The 6,746-nt window shown below is 42.9% G+C and carries 6 protein-coding genes; all 6 read left to right on the plus strand.

What is annotated here, in order from left to right; all coding sequences use genetic code 11:
* Positions 1-256 precede the first annotated feature (256 nt).
* The 6 genes from metK (at position 257) to ACXM1Q_RS08600 (ending at position 6,600) form a co-directional block, all read left to right on the plus strand.
* The gene (gene metK / locus ACXM1Q_RS08575; RefSeq protein WP_458517712.1) at positions 257-1,447 is read left to right on the plus strand and encodes a methionine adenosyltransferase; all 1,191 of its coding nucleotides are present in this window, start codon (positions 257-259) and stop codon (positions 1,445-1,447) included.
* 226 nt (positions 1,448-1,673) lie between these two features.
* Positions 1,674-2,933, plus strand: a complete 1,260-nt coding sequence (locus tag ACXM1Q_RS08580) for a UDP-N-acetylglucosamine 1-carboxyvinyltransferase (protein WP_458517713.1) — start codon at positions 1,674-1,676, stop codon at positions 2,931-2,933.
* A 59-nt stretch (positions 2,934-2,992) separates the two neighbouring features.
* The gene (locus tag ACXM1Q_RS08585) at positions 2,993-3,535 is read left to right on the plus strand and encodes a GNAT family N-acetyltransferase (protein WP_458517714.1); all 543 of its coding nucleotides are present in this window, start codon (positions 2,993-2,995) and stop codon (positions 3,533-3,535) included.
* Positions 3,535-4,812, plus strand: coding sequence for a DRTGG domain-containing protein (locus ACXM1Q_RS08590; protein WP_458517715.1), 1,278 nt, complete (start codon positions 3,535-3,537; stop codon positions 4,810-4,812). The genes ACXM1Q_RS08585 and ACXM1Q_RS08590 overlap by 1 nt, the downstream gene beginning before the upstream one ends.
* Before the next feature lie 9 nt (positions 4,813-4,821).
* Positions 4,822-5,679 carry a methionyl aminopeptidase gene (locus ACXM1Q_RS08595; RefSeq protein ID WP_458517716.1) on the plus strand — a complete coding sequence of 286 codons (858 nt, stop codon included), beginning with the start codon at positions 4,822-4,824 and terminating at the stop codon, positions 5,677-5,679.
* Between the two features lie 36 nt (positions 5,680-5,715).
* Positions 5,716-6,600, plus strand: coding sequence for a YihY/virulence factor BrkB family protein (locus tag ACXM1Q_RS08600; RefSeq protein WP_458517717.1), 885 nt, complete (start codon positions 5,716-5,718; stop codon positions 6,598-6,600).
* Positions 6,601-6,746: the final 146 nt, after the last annotated feature.

Raw genomic sequence — 6,746 nt, forward strand, 5'->3', positions numbered from 1 at the left:
ATGAAATCATAACATCCATAAAAACGTCCTCCTAAGCTAATTATATGCTTAAGAGGACGCTTTTACGAATATTTATCGGTTACTGAAAATTTTCAATAGGGAGTTTTCTTCATGCGTTTGTCGTGCAATAACCCCAAATTCTTTTACATTCCTGCTGTCATATGATAGACTAAAAGGGTTAATTAGTCCCGAAAAGGTAGCGTGTCGCTAGTGCTTTGTAACTTTTTAACGAATCTCTATTAAAAGGGGGACACACATGTCTGAACGTAAATTATTTACCTCAGAATCGGTATCGGAGGGGCATCCAGATAAGATCGCAGATCAAATCTCAGATGCTATCTTAGATGCGATTCTTGAGCAGGATCCAGATGCTCACGTAGCAGCTGAAACAGCTGTTTACACAGGATCGGTCCATGTTTTTGGAGAGATTTCTACAACGGCTTATGTAGATATTAACCGTATTGTCCGAGATACCATTGCCAAGATTGGTTATACCAATACAGAATATGGTTTTTCTGCAGAGACTGTAGGAGTTCATCCATCTTTGGTGGAGCAGTCACCTGATATTGCTCAAGGAGTAGATGCTTCTTTAGAAACACGTCAAGGGAATGGAGAGGATCCATTAGATCAAATTGGTGCTGGAGACCAAGGGCTTATGTTTGGTTTTGCGGTCAATGAGACTCCTGAATTGATGCCACTTGCCATTTCTTTATCGCATAAGCTAGTGAAGCGTTTGGCGGATTTGCGCAAGTCGGGTCATGTCTCTTACCTTCGCCCAGATGCTAAAAGTCAGGTTACAGTAGAGTATGATGAATCCGGAAAACCTCATCGAGTAGACACAGTGGTGATTTCAACGCAGCATGATCCAGATGTTTCCTATGAGGAATTGACCCAGATGGTTAAAGAAGAGGTCATTGAGCAGGTTATTCCAGCTGCGTTATTGGATGCAGAAACCCGCTACTTCATTAATCCAACCGGTCGTTTTGTTATCGGTGGACCACAGGGTGACTCTGGCTTAACCGGTCGGAAGATTATAGTGGATACTTACGGAGGAGCAGCACGACATGGAGGTGGAGCTTTCTCTGGTAAAGATGCGACTAAGGTCGACCGTTCTGCTTCGTATGCTGCTCGCTATATTGCTAAAAATATAGTGGCTGCTGGTTTGGCAGATAAGGCCGAGGTGCAATTAGCCTATGCAATTGGTGTGGCTCAGCCAGTTTCGATTCGTATTGACACTTTTGGGACAGGTACCCAAGAAGAAGCTGCTTTGGAAGCAGCAGTGCGGGCTCATTTTGATCTCCGTCCAGCCGGGATTATTCAGATGTTGGATTTGAAGAAGCCAATCTATCAGCAAACAGCTGCTTATGGTCACATGGGGAGAGAAGATCTCGATTTACCGTGGGAACGATTAGATAAAGTAGACGCTTTGAAAGATTTTTTCAAGTAGTGATTGAATCAGGTATTTTCATCGATGGCTCATCAAATACAGGATTTGATGAGAGTGAGGTGGGAAAATGTGAGAGGCAGGGTCTTAAGATCCTGCTTCTTTTTTGTGAACAAAACTAAAATATATTAGTGTTTTGAGGTTCCCGACTCTAGCAAGCTCCACGGAAATGTGGTATAATCATGCCAAACCCTATGGTTTTATCAGTTTCAAGAAAGTATTGTTAAAAATGAAAAAAATTATCATTAATGGTGGGCGCCCTCTCAAGGGAGAGGTCGCTGTTTCGGGTGCCAAAAATAGTGTTGTGGCTTTGATTCCGGCAATTATTTTGTCAGATGATATTGTAACGCTTGACGGTGTCCCTGATATTTCGGATGTAGCAAGTTTGATTGATATCATGGAGGTCATGGGGGCAACCGTTAAACGAGATGGTGATAGTCTCGAAATTGATCCTTCTGGAGTTCAATCGATGCCGATGCCATATGGAAAAATCAACTCCCTACGAGCTTCCTATTATTTTTACGGTTCCTTATTGGGTCGTTTTGGGGAAGCAACGGTTGGTTTACCAGGCGGATGTGATTTAGGGCCTCGTCCTATTGATTTACATTTGAAAGCTTTTGAGGCTATGGGTGCACGGATGACTTATGAAGGAAATTCCATGCATTTAACAACAGATGGTCAAGGGGTTCATGGTGCTATGATTTACATGGACACTGTGTCTGTTGGGGCGACGATTAATACGATGTTGGCGGCTGTAAAAGCAAAAGGCAAGACGGTTATTGAAAATGCGGCACGTGAGCCTGAGATTATTGATGTAGCGACTCTGCTTAACAATATGGGAGCCCATGTTCGGGGAGCCGGAACAGATGTGATTACCATTGAAGGAGTTGAGCGTCTACACGGTACTCGTCATCAAGTCATTCCAGATCGGATTGAAGCGGGAACCTATATCGCCATGGCTGCGGCTATTGGAGAAGGGGTTAAGATTACCAATGTTCTTTACGAACACCTAGAAGGCTTTATTGCGAAGTTGGAGGAAATGGGTGTTCGGATGACGATCTCTGAAGATAGTGTCTTCGTGGAAAAACAGGATAATCTCAAAGCCATTAATATTAAAACAGCACCTTATCCAGGATTTGCCACTGATTTGCAACAACCAATCACTCCTTTACTGTTGAGAGCAGAGGGACGTGGTTTAATCATGGATACAATCTATGAAAAACGAGTCAATCATGTTCCAGAGTTAGCTCGAATGGGAGCTGGAATTACAACGGTCGGGAATCAAATTAGTTATGACGGTCCCAATCAGTTGCATGGTGCTCTAGTCAAAGCTACTGATTTACGGGCAGGTGCTGCCCTAGTCACAGCTGGTCTGATGGCCCAAGGGCAGACTGAAATTACAAATGTTGAATTTATCTTACGTGGTTATTCAAACATTATTGAAAAATTACGGAACTTGGGAGCCTCCATCGATCTTATTGATGACTAGTAACTAGGAGGAGTTGCGCAGCAGGCTCCTCTTTTATATTTGACAATAGAGGAGAGGTCATGACTATTTGGACCCATTTAGCTCAGCATTCCATTCTTCAGACATCTCGGCTTTATTTACGCCCGCCTTTAGTAACGGATTTGGAAAATTTTCACGCCATTGCCCATGATCCAGAAAATGTTCGTTATATTTTTCCAGCTCAAAAAGACATGGAAGAAAGTCTTCATTTATGGACCCATGCCTTTCTTAAAAAACCTCTTGGGACTTGGGTATTGGAAGATCCTCAAGAGCATCGATTGATTGGGGTTATTCGTTTGGAAAAAATTCAAGAGATAGCTTTGGAAGCTGAAGTTGGTTATTTCCTGGATAAAAGGTATTGGGGGCAAGGCTTGGTTGTTGAAGGACTGGAGGCCCTCTGTCAGATTTTGCTAGTTTCCCAAGGATTTAAAGCCCTAAGTCTTCAGGTACACTTGGAAAATATAGCCAGTCAACGGGTTGCAGAAAAAGCGGGTTTTAGCTTCCATCGGCAGTTTAAAGGTAGTGATCGCTATACCCGTAAAATGCGTGATTATGTAGAGTTCCGACGAAAGCGAGGGGACTGATGAGTAAACACCAAGAAGTTTTGGACTACTTGGAGTCCATGCCAATCGGACGGAAAGTCAGTGTGCGAAGTGTCGCAAACTTCTTAGGCATTAGCGAAGGAACGGCTTATCGTGCCATTAAAGAAGCCCAAGTTCGTGGATGGGTTGAGACTCGACCTCGGAGCGGTACAGTAAGGGTGTCCACTAAAGATGAAGGATTAACTCCCTTAACTTACGGTGAAATTGTTGAAGTTACCCAAGCCAAAGTGTTGGCGGGAGCAGACGGCTTGGACAAGGAGTTTTCGGCTTTTAGTATTGGGGCTATGTCCCGTCAAAACGTAGTGACTCATCTCAAGGATGGTGGATTGGTCATTGTAGGGGATAGAACCTCGGTTCAGGAATTAGCCTTGCACCATGATTGTGCTGTCCTAGTTACGGGGGGCTTTTCTGTAGCAGAGAAGATTTTAGATTTAGCCAATAGCCTCTCAATTCCTATCTTATCCAGTAGTGAGGACACCTATCAAGTTGCTAGTCAAATCTCTCAGGCTGTTTCCCAACGGCGTATGAAGTCGCACATTTTAACAGTGGCGGATAGTTATACACCGATTGATGAATTTGGTTGTCTAACGACTCACCATCTGGTTCGAGATTTTTTAGCCTTGGTTCAAAAAAAGCAAGCTTCGACGTTCCCAATTGTGGATCAGAGTGGTTTTTTTCAAGGCCTAGTTAGTCTTCAAGAAGTAGGTGGACAAGCTAGCTTTGTTCATCTAGGGAAACTTTTACATAGCGGAACTTTACAGATGACTCCTTATACGAGTTTGGCAGTCGCTCAGCGGAAAATGATTGAGCAAGGAATGGTAATCCTGCCGGTCGTTGATGAAGAGAACCGGCTATTAGGAGTCTTGCGCAGGGAAGATTTGATTCAAGATCTGGCTCAGGAAAAAAGAGATTTATCAGCAACCTTTTCGGAGCAGTTACGCCCTTACTTGGAAAAAAAAGATACTTCCCATCAGTTGCGAGTAGCTCCCTCGCTTTTGGATGAGCAGGGAAATCTGGCAGCAGGGGTTTTAGTAGAAATAGGTTTACAGTTAGCTAAGTCTGAACTTGCGCTAGCCGGTTCAGGTTTCTACCTGACCTCTGCCTCGGTTCGTGTGTTTCAATCGATTGAGGTGGAAGAGGTCTTGCAAGTAGAGGGAACTCTCTTGTATCAAAGTCGTACTAGTCGCGTTTTTCAAGTATTATTTAAAGAAAAAGAGCAAGCAGTTGCTCAAATAACTATAGAAATTACAGTACAATAAGGAGAATACATGATTACCTTAAAGTCTCAACGAGAAATTGATTTAATGAAGGCAAGTGGCGAGTTTTTAGCGAGTGTTCATCGTGGCTTGCGGGATTTGATTAAGCCGGGAATGGATATGTGGGATATCGAAGAATATGTGCGTCGTCGTTGTAGGGAAGAAAATGCCTTACCTCTGCAAATTGGGGTAGAAGGGCACTTGATGGATTATCCATATGCGACCTGCTGTTCCATCAATGACGAAGTAGCACATGCGTTTCCTCGTCATAAAAAGTTAAAAAATGGGGACTTGATCAAGGTTGATATGGTTGTTGGCTTGGTAGACAAGTCTGAGTTGGATGTATCCAGCCTAGATTTTGATGATGTGCCAACTATGCGTCGCCTGTCTGAAGATTTCCGCGGTGGAGTAGCTGATTCTTGTTGGGCTTATGCTGTTGGGGAAGTTACACCCGAGGTTCAAGAATTAATGGATGTCACCAAGGAATGTCTCTATCGTGGAATTGCGGCAGCCCAAGTGGGGAATCGTCTAGGTGATATTGGGGCTGCTATTCAAGAATATGCAGAAAGTAAGGGTTACGGAGTTGTCCGAGACCTTGTTGGCCATGGGGTTGGACCAACTATGCATGAAGAACCAATGGTTCCTCATTATGGACGTGCTGGTCGTGGTTTACGTCTACGGGAAGGGATGGTCTTGACCATTGAACCGATGATTAACCAGGGAACCTGGGAAATTGATACCGATATGAAAACTGGTTGGGCTCATAAAACCTTAGATGGTGGTTGGTCTTGTCAGTATGAACACCAATTTGTAATTACTAAGGATGGCCCTGTGATTTTAACGAGTCAGGGTGAAGAGGGAAGTTACTAAGAAAGTCGTTTAAGGAGAATAGGATACGGGATGGAGATGATGGAGAAGTTAAAGGGGGGACTAGCTACATTTAGCAAGAATCCTCTAGTGCGTGCCTTGGGGAAATTTTATAGTCAAGCAGATAGTCAGGTGATGTCTATAGCGATTGCCTATTATTTGATGCTCTCCTTGATTCCCTTTTTCTTGATTCTAGCCAATCTCCTCCCATATTTACCTGTGAGTACCAGTGATATCCTGTCTTACCTAGAAGTTTGGTTGCCGGAGAGTCTGTATCCGACCATTTCCCAGTTAGTAGAGGGAGTTTTGTCGAAACCTTCTACTGGTTTTTGGAGCCTCGCCCTTCTATCAGCCTTCTGGACTTTATCATCCAGTATGTGGATGGTGGAGCAGAGTTTTAATAAGGTTTATGGCGTGGAAAAGCGAACGAATTATCTTGTTTCTCGTATTCTTAGTTTAGCCATGGGTGTTCTGTTACAGCTTGTAATTTTAAGCCTTAGTTTTCTAAGTCTCTTCTCTTCCTATCTTCTGGAGCAGATGAAGAGTTGGCTAGAGATGGACACCTTTCCGTTGGAGGATTTTTTGAAGGGGCTGAGTGGTTGGAGTATGGTTCCTTTGGTATTCTTGCTCTTCTTTCTGTATTATAGTTTGCCAAATGTTGCTATTAAGAAAATACGCTACACGCTTCCAGGGATTTTATTAGTGACAATCGTTCTTTATCTCTTTAACGGCTTTATTAATCTTTACTTAATCCGTTATATGGGACGTTTTACGGATTATCGCTTGGTTGGATCGGTTGCTCTTTTTGCGGTGATTTTCTGGTTTATCTTAATTGCCCGAGTTCTCATTATTGGTGCTGTTTTGAATGCTTCTTATCAATTTGTAAAAGAAGGGGAATTTGACAGTAAAACGTATTTATCATAAGAAAAAAGGCTAGGATATCCTCAATGTCATTAAGTTAAGGTTTTACTAGACGAAAGTCTGGTAAGCCTTTTCTTTTTATTTCTAAAAGGAGTAAACTAACAATAAAGGAGGTGGTGAATATGATTCTTAGTGTCATCAAATCTTTA

This window comes from Streptococcus sp. 10F2 (assembly GCF_054331515.2).

Excerpts from the sequence above, each read along its gene's own strand:
- ACXM1Q_RS08590 (WP_458517715.1), top strand. The coding sequence starts at position 3,535 with ATGAGTAAACACCAAGAAGTTTTGGACTACTTGGAGTCCATGCCAATC.
- ACXM1Q_RS08580 (WP_458517713.1), top strand. The coding sequence starts at position 1,674 with ATGAAAAAAATTATCATTAATGGTGGGCGCCCTCTCAAGGGAGAGGTC.
- ACXM1Q_RS08585 (WP_458517714.1), top strand. The coding sequence starts at position 2,993 with ATGACTATTTGGACCCATTTAGCTCAGCATTCCATTCTTCAGACATCT.
- ACXM1Q_RS08595 (WP_458517716.1), top strand. The coding sequence starts at position 4,822 with ATGATTACCTTAAAGTCTCAACGAGAAATTGATTTAATGAAGGCAAGT.
- ACXM1Q_RS08600 (WP_458517717.1), top strand. The coding sequence starts at position 5,716 with ATGATGGAGAAGTTAAAGGGGGGACTAGCTACATTTAGCAAGAATCCT.
- metK (WP_458517712.1), top strand. The coding sequence starts at position 257 with ATGTCTGAACGTAAATTATTTACCTCAGAATCGGTATCGGAGGGGCAT.